The sequence below is a fragment of the Streptomyces sp. SAI-127 genome (assembly GCF_029894425.1).
In the GTDB taxonomy this organism is placed as follows: domain Bacteria; phylum Actinomycetota; class Actinomycetes; order Streptomycetales; family Streptomycetaceae; genus Streptomyces.
On the sequence record NZ_JARXYJ010000003.1, the window covers coordinates 251,686 to 276,168 of the forward strand.

The following is a 24,483-nucleotide window of genomic DNA, read 5'->3' on the forward strand; positions in this document are numbered from 1 at the left end:
GGAGAGGTCATGATTCACGCAGCTGACGTCCGGGAATGGCGCAACCGCGATGTCGTCGACGCCGAGTCGCACAAGATCGGTGTCCTGGAGGCGATCTATGTGGACACCACCACCGACGAGCCTGCCATGGCCACGGTGCGGACCGGACTGCCCACCCGGCACCGTCTGGTCTTCGTCCCCATTGAGAACGCGATCGTCGGGCCGGGCTATGTCCGGGTCGGCTATGTCAGAACGCTGGTGAAGCAGGCCCCTTCGATCGGCACCGACGACGTGTTGCCCGCCGAGCAGGAGGAAGCGGTGTTCAAGCACTACGGTCTGCCCTACCAGTCCGGTGCGGCAGGCGAACGGCAACTGGCGCGCCGCTGACCTCCCTCGGACGCAAGGGCTGCCGCGTTCGCCGAGCCCGGCAGTCGATGGCTGCCGTCCGCTTCGAAGAGGAGGGGACCAGAGGCGTGCTCGCGACGCTCCGCAGCCTTACGCAGACACCGGCGGGGCCGTGACTCCTGGTCGCCGTCGGCCTCGGGCTGGTTCTCCTCGGCGTCTTATTCTTCACCTCAGCCGGTCGGTGCCGCCTGCGACGCGGCCACCCAAGCCCGTTCGGACTCCGCTGGCAGGGCTGGTCGTTGGACATGTCCAGACGCAACGCGGAAGCCCTGCGGAGGCGGTCATCTCCATCATCGTGGACATCGCGGCACTACAGCCCACCTCGGAAAGCGCGGGGTCAGGAAACGCCCTTATGCAACGACGCGATGAGGCGGTCAAGATCCCCGCGTGCCGTGTACGTACGGATGGGGTCGATGTAGTCGCGTGACTCGATGATCTGACCGTCCCGCACACGCATGACGAAGATGCAGGGCACCTTGGCCATGGAGTCGTCCGGCAACGTGAACTCGTAGGCGAACTCGGCGACGATCACTTCAGGATCGGCGGTCTCGTGAACGACGACATCGACGACACTCCTCTTCGGCAAGGACTCCCGAACTTCCGGCGGCACCGTGAAGTGCTCACGGAGCGCACGCCGGCTCGTCAACGGCTCGGACTCCGGCGTCGCCATCGGATGCCGGACATCGGTGACCTCGCCATACAAGTCAGGCAACTCGCTTAAGTTCCCGTCGGCGACCCCATGAACAAGCTGGAGAAACACCTCGCGCGGACTCAGACTCACAAGACCCCCCAAGTAATACGCACATGCCCGGCGGCCGCCGCGTTTCGCGTCTCCGGCCCAGTACCGCGCTACGCGTCGGACATGCCCGAGTACCGTGGCACATCGCGGACGGGGTCGTCCGGGCCTGCATATTATGCGGGTACCCGCCCCCCTGGTATGCACGGAACATCCGGGCGCCGGGAACAGGCGGGTTACCGCCCCAATCGGACCACGCCGGGACTATGCTGCCGTACAGACGTCCCAGACCCTGGCGGCTTGTCGTTACGCGACACAGATGGCGCGGGGAGCGGGCTCATGGTCCGTCACCCGGCGCATCCCGGGAGGGAACCGGGTGGTCCTCTGGCCTGCGGTGCGGGCTGTCGGACCGGCCTTGCTCTGCCTCCGTCGAACGTACGCCCTGCCGGGAGCGCCCGCAGGTGGCCGGAACTCCGGCGCCACCGGGCCCGCTGCCGGATGGTCTTCTGAACCGAGGCGTCATGCCCCTGCCGCAGCTCACTGTCTACCGCCATGACCGAAGGACACGGACGCTGATCACCCTGGTCGGTGAGATCGACCTGGAATCGGCGCCCCTGGTGCGTGCGTCCCTGGAGTGGTGCCTGCGCGACGGCATCCGCACCGTCGACGTCGACCTCACCCTCGTCACCTTCTGCGACTGCAGCGGACTCAACGCGTTCCTCCACGCTGCGCAGCAGACCAGAGTTGCGGGTGGGACTCTGCGACTGCACCACCCGCCGCCGATACTCGCGCGTATCGTCCGCCTCGCCGACTGCGGGTTCCTGTTCCCCGGTTCTCAGTTCGTCCCCCTGCCACCTTCTGGCAGCGGCACCCCGGTCGCGCCCCTTCCCGCCCCGCCGCACCGGTCTGTCCCCCTTGCGCCTGTCCTCTCGGGTGATGTCCGATGACGGCAGCCGAGGCTCCGGTGCGGTTGCGTCAGCTGGACCGTCGGCTGGTGGACGGCATGCGTGAGGATCTGGCGGATCTGTACGTGGACTCCCGTGCAACGGCGCCAGGTGACGCCTACCGCCGTCGCGGACGCCAGGACTTCCTGAACCGTGTCACCACGGACATGGGGCGACCGGGATTCGCCATGGTGATCGCCGAGTCGGACGGCCTGATGGGATGCGCCTTCGGATTCCCGGTGCGGGGCGACGGCTCGTGGTGGCTCGGTTTCGACGGAGTAATGCCGCGCAGCGTCGGACAACTTACGGTGTCCGGCAGGGCCTTCGCGTTCAGTGACATCCTGATCCGCCCCCACCCACAGGACCGGCGCCTGGCCCGTCGCGTGCAGGAGCGGCTGCTGACCGACCACGAGGCTTCGCTCGGCGCCCTCTTGGTGGACGGGGCCGATCACGCTGCCCTCGCCGCGCTCCGCTCCTGGGGGTGGCTGGACGTCGGAGAGCTTCGCAGGCCACTGGGCGCCGCCACGTTCCGCGCGCTGGTGTTTCCCGCGGGGGAACGTACCGCGGCGAGTCTGGAGGGCCTTGTCACGATGCCGGCAGGCGGTGGTCCGGGTGGGCCCTGAGAACCGGTCGGCGCGGATTCGGATGCTGGTGGCGGAGCAGGCGGCACGACGCGGTGCCCGAGTCGGTGTGGTGGATGTGTGCACCGCGGCCGTGGCCGCGCTGCCGGTCGGCGGGGCCGGGGTGTCGGCGATGTCCAGGACCGCGCCGAGCCATCCGCTGTGCAGCACCGACAGCGTCAGCGAGCAACTGGAAGAGCTCCAGCTCACGCTGGGCGAGGGGCCCTGCGTGGACGCCTTCCGGCACGGCTCGGCCGTGCTGGCACCCGATCTGCTCACCCGTGACCTGCAGGACCGCTGGATGGTGTTTGCCGAGGCGGCCCTGGAAGCCGGGGCACGCGCGGTGTTCGCGCTCCCTCTGCAGATGGGGGCGATCAGCCCGGGAGTCCTGGATTTATACGCCCGCGTTCCGGTCCGGTTGAACGCGGAGGAACTGGCGGACGCGCTGGCGTTCGCCGATCTCGCGACGCTGGTGCTGCTCGATGCGCGAATCGACGAGACGGGCGAGCCGAGTGATGCCCCCGTCGAGGACCTGGGTGCGTACCGGGCGGAGATCGACCAGGCCAGCGGGATGATCACGGTCCAGCTCGGCGTCGACATCGAAGAAGCCTTCGTCCGGCTCCGCTCCCACGCCTACGCGCAGGGACGCCGACTGGGCGACGTGGCCGCGGACGTGGTGGCCCGTCGCCTTCATTTCCCACCGGACGCGGAGCCGGACCAGGCCGGGGAGGACCCTTGACGCATTGGTGCCGATCGAGGAACGCGCCTGTACTTCCCGCCCCTTCAGGCCGGGACTAGTCTCAATCGAGGGTGCCCACAATGGATGAACAGCTCCTGTCCAAGACTTTCGTCGAGCTGGCCGACAACCTGGTCGCCGACTTCGACCTCATCGACTTCCTGCGCCTGCTGACCGACCGCTGCGTCGGCATGCTCGACGCGAGCGCCGCCGGGGTGCTGCTCGCCGACCGGGACGGCAAACTCCGCGTCATGGCCGCCTCCGACGAACAGGTGCGTGTGCTGGAGCTCTTCCAGCTCCAGAACGACGAGGGCCCCTGCCTCACGTGTTTCCGCACCGGCGCACCGGTGATCGTCCCCGACCTGACCCGGGAGATCGACCGCTGGCCGCGCTTCGTCACGGCGGCTCACCGCGGGGGATTCGGCGCCGTCCAGGCCCTGCCCATGCGCCTGCGGGAGGAGACCGTGGGCGCCCTGAACCTCTTCCGGGCCGCGCCCGGCCCCTTCGACCCGCCCGCCACCCTCGTCGCCCAGGCGCTGGCCGACGTCGCCACCATCAGCCTGCTGCAACAACGCACCACCCAGCGCAGCACCGTGCTGAACGAACAGTTGCAGGCCGCCCTGAACAGCCGGGTACTGATCGAACAGGCCAAGGGGAAGCTCGCCGAACGCCAGGGCATCGACATGGAGCGGGCGTTCACCGCGCTGCGCGGCTACGCCCGCTCCCACAACCGTCGCCTGGCCGACGTGGCCCGCGCCTTCATCGACGACTCCGAACCCCTCGCCGGTCTAGGAGCCTGACCCGCTCCCCGATGGGGCCCCGTTGCTGCTCTGCGCAGCTCCGTGGTCATGAGGCGGATCGCTCGCGTCAGCTCGGTGTTGGTCATGAGCTCCAACTCCTGCTCGACGAAATCGTGGTCGGCCTTTATCTGCTGGAAGGCCGCCTGCCGGTTCTGGTCGATCATGACAAACGTGGAGAGGAAGATCGCCTCCAGCGACACGACGAGCGTCAACGTGGGCCAGGCGCTGCTCTCGACCCAAAGCATCCAGACCGCGAACGCGACGGCGTGGACGTACACGAACGGCATCGAACCGGCGAACTCGGTGATGACGTCGGCGATCCGCAACTGGACATCCCCGGCACGGCTGTTGCGGTGTGCAACCAATGCGGGATGATGCATGACCCGGCTGTCCTGCTCGCTCATCGCGCCGCGCCGCGCTTCTCGCCTCTCGGGGCATCGCCGACCACGGGCTACAGCCGCCGCGCGTCCCTGGAGCCTAACCGCAAGCCTCCGCCATCAGCCGGTCGCGCAGGCGCGCACAGGTGCGGACGATCAACCGGGACACCTGCATCTGCCAGAGACTGAGCTGCGGGCCGATGCGGTTCTGCGTCATCGCGCAGAAGAACTGCGTGTAGCAGAAGAACCGCATACAGAGGATCCGCCGTTCGCGTTCGGGCAGGCCCGCAGCAGCGGGCGGAGCGCCTCACGGTTGACGATCAGGCCGAAGCCGGGCTCCGTGCCACCGAGAGTGCCGGTCAGTGGACGGCTGTCCTCGGAGCGGCCGCGTACGGCGTCCAGGGCCTGCTCGGCGCTTGGTTCTGGGGTCCGTACGCGCACAGCGCGACGGGCCCGGCGTGTTTCTGTTCGCTTCATGCGGGGTGGCGCAGCCAGCGCTGCAGGGTGGTGTTGATGCTGGAGGGTAGGGCGCTGAGTTGGTCGATGGCGTCGCGGTCCTCGGGGAGCGGCGGGATGCCGGCGGCGGTCAGTGCGGCGTGCAGGGCCAGGCGGCGCTGGTCGCGGGGGTCGATGAGAATGCTGAGGCGCTCGGAGGGGTTGGGCGGCGGCAGCAGGTAGTCCATGTCCTGCCCGGCTGCGCCTGCAGGCCAGGCGGTCTGCGCCGGGTCGGCGGCGTAGGGGTCGACGAAGGTCTGCGGTGTGGGGTGTTCAAGGGCGATGGTCACGTTGGTCTCCTCCTGTAGCGGGTGGATGTGCAAGGGGAGAGTCGTACACGGCCACGTGCGGTTGCGGTTGCCGGGCGATGTCATGCCGATGGCGTCATCGGCGGCTCATCGTCTTTTTCGACCAACGCAGGCAGGCCGGACGCGGGTGAACAGCCGCTGGTAGGCACCGCCACCAGGGGAGAGTTCGAGCGCTGTTACGCACTTTCGGGTGACGGTCCGCGCAGCTGCTGGAGTGGCGCGTCCTGGCGATCGCGGCGAAGCGGCCAAGACCCGTACGGGGGCGTCTGCATGGCAGGGCGTCAACTTCGTGCGTACGGACGACCAATATGGCGTCCTGGGCCGCCGAGGTGCTCGACGACGTATCCGCGCAGGTCTTCGCGGACTGCCTCGGCGTCCCACTTAGCCCGGGCCAGCAGGTGCTGCAGGCCGTCCGGTGTGGCGTGTCAGGCATGCTCGGCGATCGTCCAGCAATTCTTCCGTGACAGGTCCGACAACAGTCCCAGAACGAGGGACCGTGCGCGACGTCGCGGTTCGAGCCGCGCGAAGCGGCCCGCGATCCGGCCCATCAAGGCATCGAACAGGTCCCGCCAGCGAGCGGGGTCTACGCTATGGCCTGCAGCCACCGCTTGATCTTCGTTCGCCCACACAACACGCCATGATCACCGGTGGCCGCACCTGCGCCCACACCGCCCCTGAGCTGTTAGATCGCAGCCTTCGGCGGGGATACATAGGATAAGTGCGGTGGTCAATCCGGCGCCTTCGGCCGGAGGAGGTTCGTGATGACGCACGATGGCGGGCTGAGGCTGCACATGCAACGTGTCCTCCGCGCACCGCGTCCGGTCGTATTCCGAGCGTTGACCGAACCGCAGGAATTGGCCAAGTGGTGGGGTCCCGACGGGTTCACCACTCCGGGTGTGGCAAGCGACCTTCGGCCAGGAGGCGGTTACCGGATCGCGATGCAGCCTCCGGAAGGCGAGCGGTTCTACCTGGTCGGGGAATTCCTTGTGGTCGACCCTCCGGAACGCCTGTCCTACACCTTCCGGTGGGAGGATCCCGATCCCGAGGATAGGGAGACGGTGGTGACGCTGTCCCTTCGCGATATCGGCGGCACCTCGGCCGAACTGGTCTTCACCCAGGGCGACTTCGCCACTGAGCGGCGCCAAGCTCTGCACGAGGAAGGCTGGACTCAGAGCCTCAACAAGCTGGAGGAGCTGATGTCGTCGGTTGCTTCGACCTGAGATCTTCGCCGGGTGGGAGGGGCCCTTGCCGCTGGCCATACCTGCCTTCACACCGCCCCTGACCAGCGAGATTGCGATCTACGGCTGGAGTACTAATACTCCAGCCGTAGATCGCAATCTCGCTGGTCAGGAGGGCCGGGGAGACGGCTGGTCAGTGTCGATCATCTGGATGAGACCGCCACGCCATCAGGAACGTCCGTTCCTTCTCCGCCTACTCGAATCCACCGAGACGGAGGGCGTCTGACGCTCGGAGGGGGGCTTGTTGGTGTGTGGGGTGGTCGCTGGCCTGGTGTGTTGTTGGTTCGCTGACGGGCTGGGTGGAGTCTCAATGACCGACTCAAGCCGCTGACGATCTCGAACACCCCTGTGGCGGCAATGTCACCGTGGGTTCAAATCCCATACCGACCGCGCGATGAGCAGTAGGAACGGCCCTTGACCTGGGTTTTCCGGGCAGGGGTCGTTCGCATGTCCGTGCGCCGTGGCTGCCCGGTGTTTCCCGCAGGTCCTCGTCCATGCGGGCACGCAAAGGGCACGCCGCTGGGATTTGGGCTGCGCCATCGGACCTCGAGTCATATGTTGGGAGTGTGCTGAGGACGTGGGGGAGGCGGCGTGAAGGTTCCTACGGCGTTGATCGGTGCTCGGGTGGACAGCACGGCGTTTGACCTGCAGGTTACGCTGAGTCTCGGTGCCTTGGACCCGGACGAGGGGTACCGGCTGGGTGCCGAGTTGGTATTGGATACGCCGTTTCTGTTCCGGGACGCTGCTGGCGAGTGGCACGAGCTGGACCCCGGCACAGGTGTGAGTCTCGCCCCCGTTCTAGCGCTCTTCGGGCAGTCAGTGGTTGCGGTCGATGTCCGCGACCGCGGTGTGTTGGTCATCGACTTTCAAGACGGTGCAGGGCTGTGGGTGGGCCCAGACCCGCAGTTCGTGTCCTGGCGTCTGATCGGGCACGGAATCGAGCCGATCATGGTCGGGCCTGGGGGCGAGGAAAACTGGGAACGCTGACCACCACGAAGCGCGGGTTACCGACGCGGTCGGCGGAGTCTTGTTGGCCGAGTCAGGCCGGGGCGGCGGTGGCGGGTGGGGTTGTGGTGAAGGGGCGGTTGTCTCGGAGTAGGGCCCAAAGGGCGTCGACGCGTCGGCGGGCGAGGGCGATCACGGCTGGGATGTGCTTGCAGCCTTCGCTTCGCTTCTTGAGGTAGTAGGTGCGGTTGGGGCCGTCGCGGATGATGCTGGTCTGGGCGGAGAGGTAGAAGACTCGGCGGAGGCGTCGGCTGTAGCGCTTGGGCCGGTGCAGGTTGCCGGTGCGGCGTCCGGAGTCGCGTGGAACAGGTACCAGTCCACCGGCTGAGGCCAGGTGGCCGGCGTCCGGATAAGAGGCCAGGTCGCCCGCGGCGACGACGAACTCGGCTCCCAGGATCGGGCCCATGCCGGGCAGGGACTCGATAACGTCGGCCTGAGGGTGAGTGTGGCCGCGGCCGCTGCGGCCGGCTCTGCCGCCACGCCGCGACCGCCAGCACGAACGACGCCGCGCTCCACCCACGTTGTGGAGGATCCGGTTGCTGCGCATGCGGTGGTGTGGCGCGGTGCGGCAGGCGGCCGCCGAGGCCGGCGACACACTGATCGTCTACTTTGCCGGGCACGGACTGGTCGATGCCCAGGATCAGCTCGTTCTGGCTCTGCCGCATACCGAGTTCGGCCGTGTCGAGACCGGTCTGCCCTATGACTGGGTGCGCCAGGTGCTGCTGCACTCCCGGGCCGAGCGGCATGTGGTGATTTTGGACTGCTGTTACAGCGGCCTGGCTTTGGGGAGGATGAGCGCGGGGGCGGGGCTTGCCGACCAGGCGGCGGTGGAGGGCAGTTTCCTGCTGGCAGCCGCCGCCGAGACCCGTACTGCTTTGGCGCCGGTGGGGGAGACCAACACGGCTTTCACCGGTGCGCTGCTGGAGGCTCTGCGGCGGGGCATACCCGGTGGTCCCGCGCTGGTTGACCTCGGGGTGCTGTACCGGCATCTGCGCCTGACGATGGAGGCGCGCGGGCATCCTGTTCCGCAGGCGCGGGACCGCAACGGCGGTGCCCAGGTCGCGCTGGGGCGTAACCACGCGGATCTGCCTACGGCGCCCGTTGCTGCCGCGGCGGCGGGTGCGGATGCGGGGAGTGTCTCTGGCCGGATCCGCGCGCGATCCGTACCGTGACCGGGTTCTTCACCGCTCTCGCGGAGGTGCGGGTGGTCAGTGGACTGACTCATCGGGCGGTCAGTGAGCGTTCGGGTGGACGCATGGCGGCCGGCACCGTCGGCGCTCTGCTCAACCGCAGTACTCTTCCGGCGACTTGGGGTACCAAGGCCGTCTATCTTTCAGCGTGCGGTGTTCCCGGTGAACAGATCACGCAGTGGCAGACCGCCTGGCAGCACCTGCGCGCGCAGAACCTGTCGGCCAAGTCGGCGAGCCCGGAAGTCACCCGTGACGGCGGGCCTGGGAAGGCCAGAGCGTGGCAGCGCCCTTTGTCGGCCTTGCGCCGCAGGCGGGATCACTGACGGGGGACCGCAGAGGCCGAGACACTGGACGGCTGACGGTGAGGCGTCTTGTCCGAGCTGTCGGAGCCGTCTGAGAACAGGGTGTTCCATGCGGCGATGAGCAGCACAGCGGCGCCCAGGATGAGCCCCAGGGATGGCTTCTTCCATCGGCTGACGTCGAGGATGGCTTCACGTAGTGCGCTGCCCGGTAATAGCCCTTGCGGGACTGCGCCTTCGTCTTTGCTCTCGCCACAGCTACACGCCCCCGTCCAGTGCGACTGCCTGCCAGGCAGAGTTTCGCAGCGATGGGGCCGTGTCGCTTCCTGAACACCAGTACGGCTGATTTCGCACTATTGCGGGAATGGGGCGAGATCTGAGTGGGGCGGTCAGCGCTTTGGTGCGGGGCGGCTGTGTGGCTCGGCGAGGTGGTCGAGGCGGATGGCGTCGAGTGATTTCTTGGTGATGCGTTCGGTGCCGTCGCAGATGGCGGTGATGGCTGCTTGGCGGATGAGTCGGGTGAGGGATCCGATGCGGCCGGCGGTGCGCTGGTGGAGGTCGAGGTTGTTTTCGATGTCGGTGATGACGTCGCGGAAGGGTTGGTGTCGGCCGTGGCGGGCGGGGAGGGGGCCGCAGTGCGTGGCGCCCAGCCCGAGAAGCACCTCCTCAAGGGCGAGCAAAACCGCCGACATCCTGAAAGGCGAACAGCCCGGCGTCCACAGCCCTACCAGCGGCAGTGCCCCAACGCCGGTCGACTGCCCTGGCAACTGTAGGTGATCAGACTGTGGGCTACGTACGACCTCGCAAGGACGGCGGTGAAGTCCTGCGGCAGGCCGCAGAACACCTCGTGTCCGTTGTGCCGGACTCTCGAGAGATGCCCGTGCCGGGGCTGTGGCGCGGCCGTCACCCGGGCGCCCTCGCCGAGCGCGATGCCCTGTGGCCCGGGCAGACGCCGAGCACGGGGAGCGGTGACTCGGCGAGCACAGCGGATGCGATTCCGAAGTCGCGCGGCTTGCCCGGATGCCCGGGCCCCGGCGACACCACGACATTGTCGAATTCCGCAAGGTCTGGAATCCCGCCCGGGGAGTCATTGCGGATCACAACAGGTTCCTCGCCGTTGACCTCGGCGATCAGCTGGAACAGGTTGTATGTGTACGAGTCGTAATTGTCGATGGGCAGGGTCTTCACCCGCCCACCTCCCTTGGTTCGCTCCGGACCTATGCGGTCCGTCTCTTGTGTCGTCCCCGGAATGCCTGGAGCGGCGGGTAAAGCCATTTCTTGAGGAAACGCTGGAGCCGCGGCATGAGAATCCAGGTGACGAGGGCTGTCACGCATAGGCACAACAGCAGTGTGCGGACGAGCGGTGAGGCCGCCGAGATAAGGAAGAATGATCAGATTGAACAGGAGGACCGGCGGAAACACCGCGCTCATGTTCACGAACCACAGTTTCCATTTCGCTGGCGGAGTGAGCGTCTTAGGCGTGGCGGGTCTGTGAGTCGAACCACGCCTTGGAACCTCGCACGCTCCTGCGCTCGGTCTGCCGGGCGAAGTCCGCGGCCCTGATGTCCCAATGGGCCCTGGCGGCGGAATCCTCCCAGGCCCGGGCCGTTCCCTCGCTGGCGAAGCGGTAGACGGCATGCCATTCCGCCTCTCGGTCGACAAGGACGCCACCCCCCCCATGAAGCCTGGCTGCTGAGCGCTCGCGTTCAGCATCGCCCACCCCCACGAATGGAAGTCGGGTTCGCGGCCCGACGTCACGTGATAGGCCACGGTGACGGTGACGGGATTACTGGTCACGTGAACACGTACGCAGAGTCTTCACAGCGCGTTCAAATCCTCAACGAATTTTTTTCGATTGCCCGTATCGTGGCCATTTATCTATCTTTTGGTCGCCTTGACGTGGTCTGTTAAATCGTACTCAAGGTAACTCTCCTTGAATTCGGGAAAGTGCTTGCAGGCGGTCTTCAACGGCTGCACGATCGCTCTAACGACAGAAGGAGAATCATGTCCAGGTACGACTGGGATATGCGGCATGAGGGAATCGACAAGGCTCGTTCGGTGATCGAGTCCGCGCGGAAAGAAGTGACCGCACACCCGATTTACCAGCGCATCGACAGCCGCGAGAACATGGCAACATTCATGACTCACCACGTCTTCGCTGTATGGGACTTCATGTCCTTGCTGAAGTCCCTGCAACGCGAACTGACCTGTGTCGACGTCCCCTGGGTACCGCGCGGCTCGGAGGTCAGCCGGCGGCTCATCAACGACATCGTGCTGGTCGAGGAGAGTGACGAGCTGAACGGCGGCTTCACCAGCCACTTCGAGCTCTACCGCGCCGGCATGACCGAGGCCGGCGCCGACACGACCCGGATCGACGCGTTCCTCGTGCTGCTGGCCGAGGGCCACGGCGTGCCGGCAGCATTGCGCGGCGCCCAAGTCCCCGCCCCGGCCTCCGAGTTCGTCAGCACCACCTTCGGCATCATTGAGAAGGGTCCGCTGCACTGCCGCGCCGCCGCCTTCGCGTTCTCCCGCGAGGACCTGATCCCGGACATGTTCGACCAGGTGATCAAGAAGGAAGGCACGGAGCACTTCCCGCTGTTCTGCGACTACCTCGCCCGCCACATCGAGGTCGACGGTGAGGAGCACACCCCCATGGCCTTGCAGATGGTCGCAGACCTGTGCGGCACGGACGACAGGCGCTGGGAGGAAGCGGTGGAGACGGCGACCCAGGCACTGGAGGCGCGGTCGCTGTTGTGGGACGGCATTCTGGGGGCTATGGGGTAAGACCTGTCCTGCTTGGTGAGAGGCTCCTTGAGCCGCACATGGTGCGGGTGCGTGGAGTTGGACTGTTCCGGAGGGTCTGTGGGAGATCGCCGGCTCCGAAGCCGTTGATCCCGCCGTCGAGGCTGCGGTCGCAGGTCGGCGGAACGCGGGACACGCCTGATGAGGCGCTCTTCGCGGCCATCGTCCAGGTACTGGCCGACGGCTGCGCCGACTGCCCCTCTGCTCCGGCCTGTCGAAGCCGACCGCACACCGCCGGTTCCCGATCTGGTCGAGAGCCGGCCATGGCCGTCCGCACGCAGCCGTGCTGGGCCGGCTCAACCACGCAGACCTGATCGACGTCACCGGCTTCGTCCTCGATACCGCCCGTGTCAGCGCGAACTCACAGCCGCATCCCGTCGACCGCGGCAACGGGGTTCCAGCATCCACGTCCTGTCGGACGTAAAGTGAAGGGTCAAAGGTCTGAGACGCGTCAGCGGGTGCGGAGTTCTGCCTCGGCCGTGACCGCCAGGGCGACGACGGTCAGCAGGGACAGCAGTGCCCAGGCCGGGGTGAAGCTGCTGGTGAGGTCGACCAGCAGGCCGAGTGCAGGCGGAACGTTGACGATGGCGATCTGGTTGACGGACATGGCCAGACCCAGGGCGAAGCCGGTCTTGCCCGGTGGGGCCGCTTCGGTGACGTAGGCGACCCACGGGCCGTACCAGCCGAAGCCGAAGAAGCCGAGCCAGACGAAGATGCCGGAAGCGACGACCGGTGCCCTCCCGGCCGGTGTCATCAGCACGGCCAGCCCGGCGATCACGGCGATCATGCAGACCAGCACGATGGCATAGCGCCCTGACCTGCTCCGGTCGCTCCATGCCGCCAGGCAGATCCGGCCCGCGACGCCCGCACCCTGGGAGGCCACCAGGACCAGGGCCGCCTTCCCGGCGCCGACCGATGACGCTTGGTGGAGGTGTAGCACGGTCAGGATGCCCACGCCGTATTGCACCGAGATCAGGCTGGTTCCCGACAGCATGATCTTCACTGTGGACGGTTCGCGGAGCATTCGTAGCCGGGCGCGAAGCTGCGCCGCGAGCGGGTCCGACGGTTCCTTGTCCTGCGGGGTGGGCGGTGTGGGTGGCCGACGGTAGCAGCCCATGAAGAGGCCGGCTCCCAGCAGCGCGACGAAGCCGCCGGTTAGCAATGTCGCCCGCCAGCCGAAGTCCGCAGCGACGAGCGGGAGTACGGCCGAGGCGAGCGCCGCCCCCAGCGGCAGCCCGGCCTGCCGGATACCCATAGCGAAGCCGCGCTGTGACGCGTCGAACCAAGAGGCCACCGACTTGCTCCCACCCGGCTGGACGGTGCTGTATCCCATGCCGACCACCAACAGCGCGACCAGCAGGACCGTATATCCCGGCGCCAGACTCCCCGCGCCCAGAGCCAACCCGACCGCGCCGGCCCCGGTCCCGACCACCCAGCGCTCGCTGTAGCGGTCCAGTAGCTCGCCGGCCACCAGCAGCCCGGCCAACGGCACGAGCTGGGCCGCCGAGACCAGCAGACCCAGCTGCGCCGTGCTCAGGTCCAAGGCGCTCTGGAGGTGGACGCCGAGCGCCCCGATGCCGCCTACGAAGAAGCCGGATGCGGCCTGGGTGAAGGTGGCAATGCCCAGCACGATCCATCGATAGCGCCACGGGTCGCGGGCCTGGGATCCGGCGCGTCCGACGGTTTGTTGTGTCATGCCGACCACACTGTTGTAAGGGTCTTATGCTGCTCAACCCTTACGGCGAGGATGCGGTGAACCTGGTCCGTCACCGGCGGCTGCCCGACCAGGAGTTCTGGGCGGAGTGGGATGGCGCTCGGGATGTGTGGGCTGCCGCCATCGACTTCCGCCGCACCCGCCTCGGGCTGGGACCCGCCGGTCGGCCCGACCATGGCTCCGGTACAAGGGAGGGTGTGCAGCTGGCGATTGACACGCAGACCGATACCTATGAGTAGGCGATCGCGGCGGTGCAGGCCGCCTATGGAACTCAACCCCGCCGCCGTGGCGAGCAGTTGGCCCGACGCCCCCGCGGCGGTGCCCCGGCCGGGCGCGGAGAGCCTGAGCGGGGAGGATCTGGGGCAGGGCTGGACGGAGCGGATGATCTTCGACACCGTCGCCGCCGTGGTGCCCGGCGCCCGGGCCGTGTTGCGCCGCCTGGTCGAAGTGGGCGGCACCGCCTCGTACGAAGAAGTCCAGGACCGCTTCGCCGTGCACCCCGAGACTCCGATCGATCCGAAGCGGATCGGCGGCACGCTCACCAGCATCCGCGCGGTACGGCGCCGGGTCGGCCCCGACAACCGGTCCAACCTCCTGGAGCGGGACGACCGCAGGCGCATCTACTGGATCGAGCCCGCCCTCCTTGAGGGCCTCAAGCGCGCCTTCGATCTTGCCGACGCGCGCCCCGACCTGCTGCGCCAGGAGGCCAGCCTGACGCCTGAGCGAGGTTCGAGCCCAGACCGGACCGTCTTTTCCGCGCTGCCGAGCTTCAGGGCGCGCGGCGGCACACCTGCTCAGTGCGGCCTTCGCCGCCGAACGCCGAAGGACTGCTGTGCCATCTCATGACATTGGTTCCTCGCGTCAGGCTTGGCGGGCGTAGGACGCAAGGCGATCGGCGAGCGCGGTGACGAGGTCGCGCAGTTCATCGGGGCGCTCGATGACGAACGGCCGGCCGAGTGAGGCGAGTACTGCAGGCAACCAGTCGAGCCGCTCCGCCCGCAGCTCGACGCGCAGCCAGCGCTCGGTCGCCCGGTCCTGGCCTGCCGCGGGCTCGTGCTCCTCCAGGCTCGCGACGCTGGCGGGAAGGTGGGCGCGGATCTGCTCAACTGTCCCGTGGATCCGCAAGGTCACCTCATGCCGGTACTCGGCCGTGGCGAACGCTGACAACACGCGCTGTGCCGGACCGGGACCCACGGGCGCTTCGAATGAGCCGGGCAGGGTCCGCGCGTCTGCGATGCGATCGAGCCGGAAGGTTCGGTCCTCGCCGATCTGGGTGTCCTTGCCCGTGACGTACCACCGGCCCGCATGGGCGACGATCCCGTACGCGTGCAGCGTGCGTTCGCTGCGCCGTCCGTCGCGGTCGGTGTAGCGGATCGAGACCGGTCGGCGGTGGCGCACCGCATCGGCGATGGTGAGCAGGACCCCAGCGTCGGGGGTGTCGAACTCGCCGAGCTGATCCGTGAAGGCGAGAGCCTCCAGAAGTGTGTCGAGCCGACGGGCGATGTGCTTGGGCAGCACCCGCCGGATCTTCGCCGATGCCGTCTCGCTTGCCGTGTGCTCCGTCGTCGTCAGCCCTGCTCGGCGGCCGGCGACCAGGCCGAGCAGTACGGCGAGCGCCTCGTCGTCGCTGAGCATGAGCGGAGGCAAGCGGTACCCGGGAGCGAGCCGGTACCCGCCGTAGCGGCCGCGCACCGATTCCACGGGCACATCCAGGTCGATCAGCTGGTCCACATACCGCCGCACGGTGCGCCCTTCGACGCCGAGCCGGTCGGCTAGTTCGGCCACCGTCCGGGTGCCGCCCGACTGCAGCAGCTCCAGGAGTGTCAGCACGCGGGCAGTGGGTCGGGGCATGTGCACAACCTAATGCGAATACAGGACCGATTCTGTCCACTATTTCTCCTAGCCTGCGCAGTGCACGCCTCCAGCACAGCCAAGGAGATCCCCATGGACTTCGTCTCGATTCGCATCATCACCAGCGACGTAGCGCGCCTCGTCGAGTTCTATGAGCGAGCCACAGGGGTGCGGGCGACGTGGGCCACCGAAGACTTCGCCGAACTCAACACCGCGGGCGCCACCCTCGCGATCGCCGGCACCCGCACCGTCCCGCTGTTCGCCCCGGGCTCTGCCCGCCCGGCGGACAACCACAGCGTGATCACCGAGTTCCTCGTCGACGACGTGGACCGCGTGCACCAGAACCTGACCGGCTTCGTCACTGACTTCGTCACCGAGCCCACCATGATGCCCTGGGGCAACCGGTCGCTGCTGTTCCGTGACCCCGACGGCAACCTCGTCAACTTCTTCACCCCCGTCACCCCAGCGGCCATCGAAAAGTTCGCACGCTGACGCCACGCAAAGCCGCTCACGCGGGAGTCCTGAGATCCCAGGGCTCCCGATGAACGCGGCCGCCGAGTCCAGGAGCGCCACACCAGCAGGGGACACCGGAACGCACCGCTGACCCCCGAAGGACGCCTGCGCTTGTGCCTGCGGATCGACCCGACCGGCCCGAGCGGATGCTCCGCCGGGGCTCACGGGCTGTGACCGGGGGAGGGGATCTGCCCCGCCCCCGTCCCCTCGCTCGTCAGCTGCTGAAGTAGCCGTTCAGGTCGGCCACGACATGCACATCGCCAGCGTGGTTGGCGAAGGTCACCCTCCCATCGACCACGGGCACGACGACCAGGTTGGAGATCGTCTCGCCGGTGGTGAAGTTGAGGTTCGACACCGCTGGCAGCGGCCTGCCGTGCGGGTAGACGGTCAGGTAGCTCCCGGCCGTGGGTCCGGTCACCGTCACGTTGAGCACCACGGCCGTGACCCCGGAGGACGGCACGCCGTCCACCCCGCCGACCTGCAGGCTGACGATGCCGCCTGGGCCGACCGTGCCGATGCGGGCACCCAGCCCGCTGCGGGTGTCCAGCAGCCGTACGGGCCCGCTGGAGGTGAACGTCGACCCGGCGGAGGAGAACCAGCCGGTGACGTCGGCGACCAGATCCACCGTGCCGGAGGCGTTGCGCAGGTCGACCGTGCCGTCGATCACCGGGACGATCACCAGGTTGGGGATCGTTTCGCCCGTCGTGAAGTTGAGGTTCGACACCGCGGGCACGGGCTCGCCGTCGGGGTAGACGGTGACGTAGCCACTGGTGCTGGGCTTGACCGCGGTCACGTTCATGACCACCGCGGTGACGCCGGAGGTCGGCACACCGTGCACACCGGCGACCTTCAGCTTCACCACGCCGCCCGCGCCCACGCGCTGCTTCGGCGCCCCGGTGCCGTTGCGGGTGTCCAGGAACCGCGTCGGCGCGAGGGGGGTCAGGGCAGACCCGGTGCTCCCGGCGGCGTAGTACCCGGAGACGTCGGCGACGAGGTCCACCGTGCCGTGGGCGTTCCGCAGGTCCACCGTGCCGTTCACGACGGGCACGGTCACCAGGTTGGGGATCGTCTCTTTGGCGGCGAAGTTGATGTTGGACACCGACGGCGGTGTCTGCCCGTCGGGGTAGACGGTGACATACCCGCTGGTGGTGGGGGCGACGGCGGTGACGTTCATGACCACCGCGGTGACGCCGGAGGTCGGCACGCCGTGCACACCGGTCACCTTCAGCTTCACCACGCCGCCCGCGCCCACGCGCTGCTTCGGCGCCCCGGTGCCGTTGCGGGTGTCCAGGAACCGCGTCGGCGTGAGGGGGACGAGGCGGCCCGGTGTCGCGGCCGGGGCGGCGGTGACGGTGTAGGCGCCGGTCAGGTACGTGCCGGGCGCGTACCCGGTGCCGGGGATCACCACGTCGTACGCTCCGGGGGCGACGTCGTACGTGCTGATCCGTACGGTGAGCGACGTCCCGTCGGGGCTGACGGACACCGGCTCGCTCGGGTAGGCGCTCGCCGTCGTGTAGTCGCTGTCGAGTTCCACCTCGGTGCCCAGCGTCAGATTCGTGCCGTGCAGCACCAGCTGGTTCTCGGTCCCGGTCGGTCCGCTCGCCGGACTCACCGACGTGAGGCCGGCCTGCTTCGGCGGGGTGGAGCATCCGAACTGGCAGACGCCCTGCATGGAGTACTCCACGGGCGTGTCCGCCTCGGCCGGAGTCACGACCAGCGCGTACTGGCCCGCGTCGGCGGAGGAGGTGGTCAGGCAGTTGAAGCTGAAGGTTCCGACGTTGTCGCCGTTGCACTGGTACGCGTAGTCGACGTATGTGCCGCTGTAGCGGGTGTTGCTCAGCAGGCTCACCCACGGCGTGGCCGTGGTGCTGCTGTGCGTGCCGTACACCTCGAAGTCCTGCGACGGCTGCATCTGGATGACCGCGCAGTATGCCGTCGCCGACTCGGTGAAGGTGCCGCTGCGCAGCGAGAAACCATCCGGCGACACCACGTGCGCGGTGCACTGCGACGCCCAGCCGGACGATGTGCCGATCCGCCAGGTGTCCACATGCGCGGTGATGGGCGTGCCGGTGAATCCGGAGGCCAGGACGAAGACGACGTACGAGGTCGACCCGGTGGCGCGGCAGGATATGCCGCCCTGACGGCACACGAGCTTGCCCGAGGCGTCGACAACTCCCAGCATCGCCCCGGCACCTTCGGTGGCTGCCGGGGTACGTGCGGAGAACCACAGCTTGTCCGTGGTCGCCGCCGTGACCCGCAGGCAGCGGCTGTCCAGAGCAGAGGTGAACGAGTAGGTGGTGGAAGGCCCGCCGACGGTCAGCGAGCTCGGTGCGGCGCAGTTCGCCGTCGGCGAGACGTCCCGCCGGACCAGCTTGTACGTGTCGGCGGTGCCGGTCCCCACCAGCAGGGCCGCGTAAGCCGTACCGGGCGTGAACTGGCAGGCGGCCGTGGAGCCCCCGAGCGTGGCGCACACCTTGTCGCCCGCGCGGTCGTACACCTGCACCGAGGCGTTGAGCTGGTTGGTGGTGTTCGTGAAGTCGAACAGCTCGGCGGTGGAGTGCTGGTCCGCCCCGATGGCCAGGCACGCGGTCTGCTGGTCCGCGGTGAGCGGCACCTGAACGCCCCACGCCCCGCCGAACGCCGACTGCGGCCAGGCGGTGCAGCCGGACGTGTCGCCGGTGCGCTGGATGGTCACCCGGTAGGCGCCAGCGTCGGGCGCCGTCAGCACCACCTGGAACGGCGCGGTTCCGGTCAGCTTGCAGACGCTGAAGGCGTAGCCGCTGTCACACTGCTGGGCCCCCTGCGAGTCGAAGACCGTCATCTCCGGGGTCACGCCGCCGGAGGGCGGTTCGTTGACCAGGTACAGGCCGTTGCCGGTGGCCGTCGGGAGGGTCAGACACACCGCGTCGCCAGCGGCGGCGAAGGTGCCCGTCGCGGGGCCCGAGGCGTAGTCGTCGTCGCGCGCCGCCGCGCAGTCCGTCCCTGGCGTCACGGCCGCCGAAACCCGGGGCTTGGTCTTCGGCGAGGCCGTCGCCGCCGGTTTCGTCGTCCCGGGCTTTGACGTCACGGCGGAGGCCGTGACGTTCAGTCCCAGGAACACGGCCATGACGGTCACGATCAGTACGACGAGCGCGGCGGCTCCCGTCGGTCGGCGTCTCTCCCGACGCGGCCTGCACACGGGCAGCGGTGACATGCGTTCCCCCCTGGTGACATCGCGGAATGGGTTCCCGTGACGATGACGGGTACCGCACAAGGCAGGCGGAGCCTAACGAGCGGTTGATCCCCTACTCGTCAGCTTTGCCACGCCTTGTCATGCTGGGGAACAAAATTGGAAGACGCCGACGCCGATGATGGCTCGGCGGCGGGACCCGGCCGGGCCGGTAGGCCCTGAGCGGTGAGGACCATGTGATCGACGCCGAAGCCGTCGCGTAGATCACCTACTCACCATTGGCTCGATTCGCCGCTGAGACTGAGGAGTTCACGTGTCCCAGACCGCCCGTCGCGCCCCCGACACCACGGTGGCCCGCGAGGCCCCGCACTGCGTGCTGCGGCTCCTGGACGATCAGGACAACCCGAACGCGCTCGCCAACGATGGCGCGACCCGGGACCCCGATCTGCTGCGCCAGGAGCCGGCCGACTCCTGAACGAGGGCGGCGGGGCTGGACCGGGCGCACCTGGGGCTGTGACTTGGGTCACGCTCGTGCAATTGCGCGAAGGGGGAACGTTTGCGCAAACAGGGGCGGGTGGCGGCGGGTGCCGGTCGCGGTGCAGGTGGTGAGGGTGGCGCGAAGGGTGGCGGATTGCGGCGGGTGGGGTGGCGAATATCAGTACGAGATTTGCTAACCGGAAACCTACTCTCCGTTAAAAAGTGGTGGTGAGGCGCTCTGCACGAACCGGCGGGGCTGCGTTGTTTGCTGGTGTCCAGGAGCAACCAGGCTCCAGGCACCGGCAGTTGGACATGCGGGGAGGCGCACCGGTGCTGCACAAGATCGAAGGATCCACCGTGACACTGGACGACGTCGTCGGCCTCGTGCTGGCCTCGGCTGCAGCGGTGAGGGTGTTCGCGCCCGACGTCCGCGCCGGCATTCGGCGCCTGCTGGGCGCCGGAGTCCGCACAGCCTCCCGAGGACCTGGGCGAACAGGCCCTGCAGAACTCCAGCGACGTGATGCCGCCGGCCTTCTGGGCCTTCCATGAGCTGTACCACCAGGCCTACTTCGAATAGGCCTTCGTACAGTTAGGCGACCAAGTCGCCGCCGACAAGCTGGTCGACCAGACGCTCGTGTTCCTGGCCGTGATCTGGCAGCAGGTCACCGAGCAGGTGGCTGTGCACCTCTCAGCGAGTGTCGTTTGTCGATGAGTTCGGATGTCAGTCGAGGGTCGACGCGATTCTGATTGTCGGTGAGTTTCGATGTCACTCGGGTGTCCGGCAAGGGCAGTGGTAGGTCGTTGGAGAGCGGTCCAGAGCCGGTGACCGCCCGGCAGCAGGTCGAGGCCATCGCGGGGTGGTCGTGCTCCTTGGCGGCATGTTTGACCGAGTACTTGGCGCGCTCGTACGACAGTCGACCGTGGCCGGTGTGAGGCAGAGGCCGGCGTCCCGAGTGTGCGAGGCCGCGTAGCGGCAACAGTTGACCCTGACGCAGGGGCAACCTCTCAGCATGGTGGGCATGACGACAAGAACCAGTGCGATCGAGGTCGCCGGGCTACGCAAGTCGTACGGCGACCACGAGGTGGTCGCCGGAGTCGACCTGACCGTCCCCGCCGGCACCCCGTACGAAGATGCGCACCCGGCGATCGTCGCCTGGACGCAGAGCCCTGCGGTGGACCGCGGCACGAACGAGCTGACGTTGAACGACCTCCAGGCCATGCTGGAGAGCTGACCGCCGTACGCCCCCGACGCCCACGGACCAGATGTCCGTGGGCGTCAGCGCGGTACGCAGACGACCGCCCCCACACGCGGACCGGCAGGACCGGTCGGCGGGATGGACGGGGCCGGAGCGCACGCTCTGGAGGCGGCGGGGACGGGCGAGGGTGCGGGGGACCGACTCGCCGAAGCATGGAGGGCCCGCATGGTTGACCCGATCCCGCCGTACCTCTCGCCAGAGGACCTGAAGCGCCTTCAGCAGCTCGCCGACGCGTCCCGGCTGCGCGTGGCGCTGTATCCGTCTCTGGAGCCGCCGCCGGTCCGGCGCCGCTCGCGGCAGTACCCCGGTGGCCGACCGAACCCGTGGCGGTCCGCGCGCCTGCGCCTGCGCCGACGCCGTCGGCGGTGAGTGCGGGACATCCCGGGCTCCTGTGCGCGCGCCGACGATGTCGTGCCGAAGCGATGGCCCATCCGGAAGTCGGGGCCTGCCCCGGGCATCTGGCTTTCCACCGCGTGAGTGATTTGATGACAGGCTGTGGCCGGGCTGACACACTCCGGTGGTAGTGCTCGCGCGTGACGTGTTGGTGTGGGTCGGGTGGTCTTGGGGGGCGTATGGGTGCTGGTGTGGGGCGTTGGGCTTCGGGCGCGTGTTCGCTGGTGGCGCTGTTGGTGACGGCGGGGCTGGTGGTCATGCTGGCGCTGGGTCATTTGAATGCGGCCTCGCAGGTTGCAGGGGTGATCGGGACTGTGCTGGCCGCCGTGGCTCTGATGGTGTCGGTCGCTGCTTTCTTCCGCACGGGATCCGGGTCGGTGCGGCGAGTGCGGGGCGGGAGCATTGCGGTGGGCGGTGATGCCAACGGCGCGGCCCTGGGCGACGGCGCGCAGGTCACCGGACCGGCTTCGCTGCCTCGGTCCGGCGCGATTGCAGGCACGGGGCAGACGGATGTGGAATCGGGGCCGGACGGTGTGGCCGTCGGCGGCGATGCCAACGACGCCGCACTGGGCAAGCGCAGCAAGCGCACCCGTTCCTGACCCGGGGGCTGGGCATGAGCAAGGAGAGTGCCGGCGGCGGGAGCCGCCGTGGTGTGCGGGGTGGGCAGGTCGCGGTCGGTGGTGATGCCGCTGGTGCCGCGCTTGGGCCGAACGCGCGAGTGGTCAACCGCACCACGATCAACATCAATGTGCGGCCCGAGATGGGATGGCCGTTGCGGGTGGGGGCGGTGCCGCCGCTGGCGTCCTCGTTCCTGCCCCGCACTGCCCTGAGGGCACTTGTCGAGACGGCGCGTGATCCCGGCCAGGACGTGGAGCTCGGAGAGGCCACCGAAGCGGGACGGGTGCTGGCGGGCGAGGGCGGAGTCGGCAAGTCCCAGCTGGCTGTGTCCTACTACCTGCGCTCAAGTGCAGACTTGGCGGTGTGGACGACAGCAAAGGGTGGAATCGCCCGGCTGGTCGGCGACTTCGCCGAGACTGCCAGGCGCCTGCAGGCCCCCGGCGCGGAAGGGGAAAACGAAGAGGCTGATGCGCGGGCTCTGCTGGAGTGGCTGCGGGGCACCGAGCGCAGTTGGCTAGTGGTGATCGACGACGTCGACGACCTGGACGCGGTGCTGCCCGGGTGGCCCCACCCGCATCCGCGCGGCTGCGTGCTGGCCACCACCCGCCGGCGCAAAGCCCTCGGCGCCGGCCGCACCCGCATCGACGTCGGCGCCTTCACCGCCGCAGAGTCGGACCGTTACCTGCACGAACGCGCCCCCGGCCTGCCCACACACCCCGGCGCCTGCGCGGAGCACGAGTGTCCGGCGGCGCCCATTGGGCAGTTGCTGGGATACCTCCCGCTAGCGCTGTCGCACGCCGCCGCCTACCTGCTCAACAACACCGACGTCAGCCCGGGTGCGTATGCGCGGATGCTGGCCGAGCCCGGGCGTGCGCTGGCCGAGGTCCTGCCCGCGGACGGTGCCGACGGCTACGGGCAGGCTGTCCACGCCACGATGCTGATCAACCTCAGCGCTGTCGAAGCCGCCGAGGACCGCCCCGGCCTGGCCCGCGCGGTCCTGAGTACCCTCGCCCTGCTGGATCCCAACGGCTCACCCCCCGCCTTGTGGACCCACCCCGTAGCCTTGACCGCCCTGACCGGACCGGGCCCAAGCTTGTGGCAGCGCCTTCGCCACCCAACCATCGCCCGCAACATGCCCGCACCCGTACCCGCGCTGCACGGGGCCACCGCCGCACAGGTCCGCGAGTGCCTGCGTCTGATGCACCGTTACAGCCTGATCACCTACACTGCCCCGGACCAGGCAGTGATCCGGATCCACGCCCTCACCGCGCGCGCTGCCCGCGACATCACCCCCCACGAACAGGGCTACGCGCTCGCGCGCCGGACAGCCGACGCCCTCCTCGCCCTCTGGCCCCCTGTCGGGCGGGACCGGGCCCTGGAACAGGCCCTGCAGGACAACACCACTGCCGTGGACGACAACACCTCCCCAGTCCTCTACTGCCCAGATGCCCATCCGGCGCTGTACCAGGTCGGGGACCGCCTCGGTGAGGCCGGTCAGGACGCCGCCGCCCGCGACTACTTCCACACGCTTGCCGCCAGGACGTCCAGTTACTTGGGCCCGGACCACTCCAGCACCCTCCGCGCCCGGCACAGCCACGCCAGGTGGCGGGGGGAGGCGGGAGATGCGCAGGGCGCCGCCGACACCCTCGCCGAACTGGTGCCGCACTACGTGCGGGTACTGGGCCCCGACCACCGCGACACCCTTTCCACCCGGCGCAACCACGCCAGGTGGCGAGGGGAGACCGGGGATGCGCAAGGGGCCGCCGACACCTACGCCGAACTGGTGCCGCGTTACCTACGGGTGCTGGGACCGGACCACCCCGACACCCTCACCGTCCGGCACAACCTTGCCTACTGGCGGGGGGAGGCGGGGGATGCGCAGGGCGCCGCCGACACCCTCGCCGATCTAGTGCCGCACTACGTGCAGGTACTGGGCCCCGACCACCCCGACACCCTCACCACCCGGCACAGCCTCGGCCGGTGGCGGGGGGAGGCGGGGGATGCGCAGGGCGCCGCCGATACCCTCGCCGATCTGGTGCCGCACTTCCTGCGGGTACTGGGACCGGACCACCCCGACACCCTTTCCACCCGGCGCAACCACGCCAGGTGGCGGGGGGAGGCTGGGGATGCGCAGGGCGCCGCCGACACCCTCGCCGATCTGGTGCCGCACTACGTGCGGGTACTGGGACCGGACCACCCCGACACCCTTTCCACCCGGCGCAACCACGCCAGGTGGCGGGGGGAGGCTGGGGATGCGCAGGGCGCCGCCGACACCCTCGCCGATCTGGTGCCGCACTTCCTGCGAGTACTGGGCCCCGACCACCCCAGAACCCTCTCCACCCGGCACAGCCTCGGCCGGTGGCGGGGGGGAGGCTGGGGATGCGCAGGGCGCCGCCGATACCCTCGCCGAATTGGTGCCGCACTTCCTGCGAGTACTGGGCCCCGACCACCCCGACACGCTCCGCATTGTGAACGCTCTCGCCCGCTGGCAGGAGCGGGCGATGATTAGCGACGCTCCCTCAGCTTGACCTTTTCCCTGGACCACGCTCCACATGGTG

The 24,483-nt window shown here is 68.6% G+C and carries 25 protein-coding genes and 6 pseudogenes; 19 read left to right on the top strand and 12 right to left on the bottom strand.

The annotated features are described in order from the left end of the window. Positions 1 to 9: 9 nt before the first annotated feature. Positions 10 to 366 carry a PRC-barrel domain-containing protein gene (locus M2157_RS48430; RefSeq protein WP_057613052.1) on the top strand — a complete coding sequence of 119 codons (357 nt, stop codon included), beginning with the start codon at positions 10 to 12 and terminating at the stop codon, positions 364 to 366. Positions 367 to 721: 355 nt separating this feature from the next. Here M2157_RS48430 and M2157_RS48435 read toward each other — a convergent pair whose 3' ends face one another. Further along, positions 722 to 1,165, bottom strand: coding sequence for a nuclear transport factor 2 family protein (locus M2157_RS48435; protein ID WP_280868707.1), 444 nt, complete (start codon positions 1,163 to 1,165; stop codon positions 722 to 724). A 476-nt stretch (positions 1,166 to 1,641) separates the two neighbouring features. Here M2157_RS48435 and M2157_RS48440 point away from each other — a divergent pair, with 476 nt between their 5' ends. The 4 genes from M2157_RS48440 to M2157_RS48455 all read left to right on the top strand — a co-directional run bounded on the left by M2157_RS48440 (position 1,642) and on the right by M2157_RS48455 (position 4,220). Next, a complete protein-coding gene (locus tag M2157_RS48440; protein ID WP_280859203.1) occupies positions 1,642 to 2,067 on the top strand; it encodes an STAS domain-containing protein in 426 nt (141 codons plus the stop codon). Then, positions 2,064 to 2,687, top strand: coding sequence for a hypothetical protein (locus M2157_RS48445; RefSeq protein ID WP_280859202.1), 624 nt, complete (start codon positions 2,064 to 2,066; stop codon positions 2,685 to 2,687). The genes M2157_RS48440 and M2157_RS48445 overlap by 4 nt, the downstream gene beginning before the upstream one ends. Next, complete coding sequence (locus M2157_RS48450) at positions 2,677 to 3,423, top strand: ANTAR domain-containing protein (protein ID WP_280868708.1); 747 nt, start codon at positions 2,677 to 2,679, stop codon at positions 3,421 to 3,423. The genes M2157_RS48445 and M2157_RS48450 overlap by 11 nt, the downstream gene beginning before the upstream one ends. A gap of 80 nt (positions 3,424 to 3,503) precedes the next feature. Next, a complete protein-coding gene (locus tag M2157_RS48455) occupies positions 3,504 to 4,220 on the top strand; it encodes a GAF and ANTAR domain-containing protein (protein WP_266514111.1) in 717 nt (238 codons plus the stop codon). Here the strand turns inward: M2157_RS48455 and M2157_RS48460 are convergent. The 4 genes and pseudogenes from M2157_RS48460 to M2157_RS48475 all read right to left on the bottom strand — a co-directional run. Further along, positions 4,133 to 4,624, bottom strand: a complete 492-nt coding sequence (locus M2157_RS48460) for a DUF1003 domain-containing protein (protein WP_348541849.1) — start codon at positions 4,622 to 4,624, stop codon at positions 4,133 to 4,135. The two genes, M2157_RS48455 and M2157_RS48460, sit on opposite strands and share 88 nt — an antisense overlap. A gap of 73 nt (positions 4,625 to 4,697) precedes the next feature. Next, positions 4,698 to 4,850, bottom strand: a complete 153-nt coding sequence (locus M2157_RS48465) for a hypothetical protein (protein ID WP_280868709.1) — start codon at positions 4,848 to 4,850, stop codon at positions 4,698 to 4,700. Positions 4,851 to 5,070: 220 nt separating this feature from the next. Beyond that, a complete protein-coding gene (locus M2157_RS48470) occupies positions 5,071 to 5,382 on the bottom strand; it encodes a hypothetical protein (RefSeq protein WP_280868710.1) in 312 nt (103 codons plus the stop codon). Positions 5,383 to 5,698: 316 nt separating this feature from the next. Next, positions 5,699 to 5,948 (bottom strand): annotated as a pseudogene (locus M2157_RS48475) (transposase); the annotation flags it as partial. A 213-nt stretch (positions 5,949 to 6,161) separates the two neighbouring features. Between M2157_RS48475 and M2157_RS48480 the strand changes: the two are divergent. Together M2157_RS48480 and M2157_RS48485 are read left to right on the top strand one after the other, a co-directional pair. Next, entirely contained in the window at positions 6,162 to 6,620 is a 459-nt protein-coding gene (locus M2157_RS48480; protein WP_280868711.1) for an SRPBCC domain-containing protein, read from the top strand. Between the two features lie 609 nt (positions 6,621 to 7,229). Further along, entirely contained in the window at positions 7,230 to 7,625 is a 396-nt protein-coding gene (locus M2157_RS48485; protein WP_280859197.1) for a DUF6188 family protein, read from the top strand. Between the two features lie 52 nt (positions 7,626 to 7,677). Here M2157_RS48485 and M2157_RS48490 read toward each other — a convergent pair. Beyond that, positions 7,678 to 8,085 (bottom strand): annotated as a pseudogene (locus M2157_RS48490) (transposase); the annotation flags it as partial. A 103-nt stretch (positions 8,086 to 8,188) separates the two neighbouring features. Here M2157_RS48490 and M2157_RS48495 point away from each other — a divergent pair. After that, positions 8,189 to 8,815: a caspase family protein gene (locus M2157_RS48495; protein WP_280868789.1), complete on the top strand. Its 627-nt coding sequence runs from the start codon at positions 8,189 to 8,191 to the stop codon at positions 8,813 to 8,815. After that, positions 8,812 to 9,156 carry a hypothetical protein gene (locus M2157_RS48500; protein ID WP_280868712.1) on the top strand — a complete coding sequence of 115 codons (345 nt, stop codon included), beginning with the start codon at positions 8,812 to 8,814 and terminating at the stop codon, positions 9,154 to 9,156. The genes M2157_RS48495 and M2157_RS48500 overlap by 4 nt, the downstream gene beginning before the upstream one ends. Before the next feature lie 365 nt (positions 9,157 to 9,521). On the opposite strand, the pseudogene M2157_RS48505 reads toward M2157_RS48500, so the two are convergent. The 3 pseudogenes from M2157_RS48505 to M2157_RS48515 all read right to left on the bottom strand — a co-directional run. Next, positions 9,522 to 9,767 (bottom strand): annotated as a pseudogene (locus M2157_RS48505) (ATP/GTP-binding protein); the annotation flags it as partial. A 173-nt stretch (positions 9,768 to 9,940) separates the two neighbouring features. Next, positions 9,941 to 10,320: pseudogene (locus tag M2157_RS48510) on the bottom strand (aminodeoxychorismate/anthranilate synthase component II); the annotation flags it as partial. Between the two features lie 29 nt (positions 10,321 to 10,349). Beyond that, positions 10,350 to 10,929 (bottom strand): annotated as a pseudogene (locus M2157_RS48515) (hypothetical protein). 207 nt (positions 10,930 to 11,136) lie between these two features. On the opposite strand from M2157_RS48515, the gene M2157_RS48520 reads away from it, so the two are divergent. Together M2157_RS48520 and M2157_RS48525 are read left to right on the top strand one after the other, a co-directional pair. Further along, positions 11,137 to 11,916, top strand: coding sequence for a DUF3050 domain-containing protein (locus tag M2157_RS48520; protein WP_280859196.1), 780 nt, complete (start codon positions 11,137 to 11,139; stop codon positions 11,914 to 11,916). Between the two features lie 76 nt (positions 11,917 to 11,992). Then, positions 11,993 to 12,354, top strand: a pseudogene (locus M2157_RS48525) (IS5/IS1182 family transposase); the annotation flags it as partial. Positions 12,355 to 12,385: 31 nt separating this feature from the next. Here M2157_RS48525 and M2157_RS48530 read toward each other — a convergent pair. Then, complete coding sequence (locus tag M2157_RS48530) at positions 12,386 to 13,630, bottom strand: MFS transporter (RefSeq protein WP_280868713.1); 1,245 nt, start codon at positions 13,628 to 13,630, stop codon at positions 12,386 to 12,388. Between the two features lie 26 nt (positions 13,631 to 13,656). Here M2157_RS48530 and M2157_RS48535 point away from each other — a divergent pair, with 26 nt between their 5' ends. Both M2157_RS48535 and M2157_RS48540 read left to right on the top strand, forming a co-directional pair. Further along, the gene (locus M2157_RS48535) at positions 13,657 to 13,887 is read left to right on the top strand and encodes a hypothetical protein (RefSeq protein ID WP_280868714.1); all 231 of its coding nucleotides are present in this window, start codon (positions 13,657 to 13,659) and stop codon (positions 13,885 to 13,887) included. A gap of 25 nt (positions 13,888 to 13,912) precedes the next feature. After that, on the top strand, positions 13,913 to 14,494 hold the full coding sequence (locus M2157_RS48540; RefSeq protein WP_280868715.1) for a hypothetical protein: 582 nt from the start codon (positions 13,913 to 13,915) through the stop codon (positions 14,492 to 14,494). A gap of 15 nt (positions 14,495 to 14,509) precedes the next feature. Here M2157_RS48540 and M2157_RS48545 read toward each other — a convergent pair whose 3' ends face one another. Continuing rightward, positions 14,510 to 15,499, bottom strand: coding sequence for a YafY family protein (locus tag M2157_RS48545; protein ID WP_280868716.1), 990 nt, complete (start codon positions 15,497 to 15,499; stop codon positions 14,510 to 14,512). Positions 15,500 to 15,592: 93 nt separating this feature from the next. Here M2157_RS48545 and M2157_RS48550 point away from each other — a divergent pair, with 93 nt between their 5' ends. Further along, positions 15,593 to 15,991: a VOC family protein gene (locus M2157_RS48550; RefSeq protein ID WP_280868717.1), complete on the top strand. Its 399-nt coding sequence runs from the start codon at positions 15,593 to 15,595 to the stop codon at positions 15,989 to 15,991. A gap of 235 nt (positions 15,992 to 16,226) precedes the next feature. On the opposite strand, the gene M2157_RS48555 is transcribed toward M2157_RS48550, so the two are convergent. After that, positions 16,227 to 19,205, bottom strand: coding sequence for a hypothetical protein (locus M2157_RS48555; RefSeq protein WP_280868718.1), 2,979 nt, complete (start codon positions 19,203 to 19,205; stop codon positions 16,227 to 16,229). Positions 19,206 to 19,494: 289 nt separating this feature from the next. Between M2157_RS48555 and M2157_RS48560 the strand changes: the two genes are divergently transcribed. From M2157_RS48560 to M2157_RS48580, 5 genes are all read left to right on the top strand, one after another. After that, positions 19,495 to 19,656: a hypothetical protein gene (locus tag M2157_RS48560; RefSeq protein WP_280868719.1), complete on the top strand. Its 162-nt coding sequence runs from the start codon at positions 19,495 to 19,497 to the stop codon at positions 19,654 to 19,656. 1,021 nt (positions 19,657 to 20,677) lie between these two features. Next, a complete protein-coding gene (locus M2157_RS48565; RefSeq protein WP_280868720.1) occupies positions 20,678 to 20,890 on the top strand; it encodes a hypothetical protein in 213 nt (70 codons plus the stop codon). Between the two features lie 189 nt (positions 20,891 to 21,079). Further along, entirely contained in the window at positions 21,080 to 21,283 is a 204-nt protein-coding gene (locus tag M2157_RS48570; RefSeq protein WP_280868721.1) for a hypothetical protein, read from the top strand. Between the two features lie 248 nt (positions 21,284 to 21,531). Further along, positions 21,532 to 21,906 (top strand): hypothetical protein, encoded by a 375-nt coding sequence (locus M2157_RS48575; RefSeq protein WP_280868722.1) that lies wholly within the window; start codon positions 21,532 to 21,534, stop codon positions 21,904 to 21,906. 14 nt (positions 21,907 to 21,920) lie between these two features. Continuing rightward, entirely contained in the window at positions 21,921 to 24,434 is a 2,514-nt protein-coding gene (locus M2157_RS48580) for a tetratricopeptide repeat protein (protein ID WP_280868723.1), read from the top strand. The last annotated feature ends 49 nt before the right edge of the window (positions 24,435 to 24,483 follow it).

Bases quoted from the DNA above. Each gene is read 5' to 3' on its own strand.
- M2157_RS48430 (WP_057613052.1), top strand. From the start codon at position 10: ATGATTCACGCAGCTGACGTCCGGGAATGGCGCAACCGCGATGTCGTC.
- M2157_RS48440 (WP_280859203.1), top strand. From the start codon at position 1,642: ATGCCCCTGCCGCAGCTCACTGTCTACCGCCATGACCGAAGGACACGG.
- M2157_RS48445 (WP_280859202.1), top strand. From the start codon at position 2,064: ATGACGGCAGCCGAGGCTCCGGTGCGGTTGCGTCAGCTGGACCGTCGG.
- M2157_RS48455 (WP_266514111.1), top strand. From the start codon at position 3,504: ATGGATGAACAGCTCCTGTCCAAGACTTTCGTCGAGCTGGCCGACAAC.
- M2157_RS48460 (WP_348541849.1), bottom strand. From the start codon at position 4,624: ATGAGCGAGCAGGACAGCCGGGTCATGCATCATCCCGCATTGGTTGCA.
- M2157_RS48465 (WP_280868709.1), bottom strand. From the start codon at position 4,850: ATGCGGTTCTTCTGCTACACGCAGTTCTTCTGCGCGATGACGCAGAAC.
- M2157_RS48480 (WP_280868711.1), top strand. From the start codon at position 6,162: ATGACGCACGATGGCGGGCTGAGGCTGCACATGCAACGTGTCCTCCGC.
- M2157_RS48495 (WP_280868789.1), top strand. From the start codon at position 8,189: ATGCGGTGGTGTGGCGCGGTGCGGCAGGCGGCCGCCGAGGCCGGCGAC.
- M2157_RS48520 (WP_280859196.1), top strand. From the start codon at position 11,137: ATGTCCAGGTACGACTGGGATATGCGGCATGAGGGAATCGACAAGGCT.
- M2157_RS48530 (WP_280868713.1), bottom strand. From the start codon at position 13,630: ATGACACAACAAACCGTCGGACGCGCCGGATCCCAGGCCCGCGACCCG.
- M2157_RS48535 (WP_280868714.1), top strand. From the start codon at position 13,657: ATGCTGCTCAACCCTTACGGCGAGGATGCGGTGAACCTGGTCCGTCAC.
- M2157_RS48540 (WP_280868715.1), top strand. From the start codon at position 13,913: ATGGAACTCAACCCCGCCGCCGTGGCGAGCAGTTGGCCCGACGCCCCC.
- M2157_RS48545 (WP_280868716.1), bottom strand. From the start codon at position 15,499: ATGCCCCGACCCACTGCCCGCGTGCTGACACTCCTGGAGCTGCTGCAG.
- M2157_RS48550 (WP_280868717.1), top strand. From the start codon at position 15,593: ATGGACTTCGTCTCGATTCGCATCATCACCAGCGACGTAGCGCGCCTC.
- M2157_RS48555 (WP_280868718.1), bottom strand. From the start codon at position 19,205: ATGTCACCGCTGCCCGTGTGCAGGCCGCGTCGGGAGAGACGCCGACCG.
- M2157_RS48565 (WP_280868720.1), top strand. From the start codon at position 20,678: ATGACGACAAGAACCAGTGCGATCGAGGTCGCCGGGCTACGCAAGTCG.
- M2157_RS48570 (WP_280868721.1), top strand. From the start codon at position 21,080: ATGGTTGACCCGATCCCGCCGTACCTCTCGCCAGAGGACCTGAAGCGC.
- M2157_RS48580 (WP_280868723.1), top strand. From the start codon at position 21,921: ATGAGCAAGGAGAGTGCCGGCGGCGGGAGCCGCCGTGGTGTGCGGGGT.